The organism is Ruoffia tabacinasalis (assembly GCF_042652985.1).
Lineage (GTDB): Bacteria > Bacillota > Bacilli > Lactobacillales > Aerococcaceae > Ruoffia > Ruoffia tabacinasalis.
In genome coordinates this window covers 1-591 of the sequence record NZ_JBHSHQ010000094.1, presented here as the reverse complement: position 1 = coordinate 591, position 591 = coordinate 1, and the positions used below count along the sequence as shown (strand labels likewise).

The window sequence follows — 591 nt, the reverse complement described above, 5'->3', positions numbered from 1 at the left end:
TGTGTATGCCTTGTTCTCTGAAATAATCAATGGTTTCTTTTGCATGCTCACTCGGAACATCCATGAGGGCAATAAGACCTATAACAGCCTCATCTACTGCTACGTATACGACCGTCTTACCTTCTGACGACCATTCATTATTTAAACGACTATATTCATCTGAAACATCGTCAAACGAAGTCGGTTTTCCTATACGATAATTTCTCCCTTTGTAATCTCCTGTCAATCCTTTGCCGATCTGGTTTTCTACTTCGATAGTTAGTTTATTTTTTTGCTCAAACTTTCTTAGAATAGCATCTGCTAAAGGGTGATTGGATTCTTTTTCAAGAGCTACTACGATATCAATCATGTTTTCTTCGTTCACGGAATCAGCAAAATAGTAATTGGTTACTTCAGGTTTTCCTTTAGTCAAGGTTCCTGTCTTGTCAAATGCAATGGCTTGAGTATCGGCTAATTGAGACAGGTAAGAACTACCTTTTGAAAGGACGCCTTTTTTGGCCAAGTTAGAAGTCGTCGATAAAGTTACCGATACAGTAGCCGCTGCTAAAGCACAGGGTGAAGCTGCCACTAAAAGGACCAATCCTCTATAGA

General features: G+C 39.4%; 1 protein-coding gene. It reads right to left on the bottom strand.

What is annotated here, in order from left to right; genetic code table 11:
• Nucleotides 1–591, bottom strand: a 591-nt coding sequence (locus ACFO5Y_RS11765; RefSeq protein WP_380706754.1) for an HAD-IC family P-type ATPase, incomplete at both ends; no start/stop codon positions are given.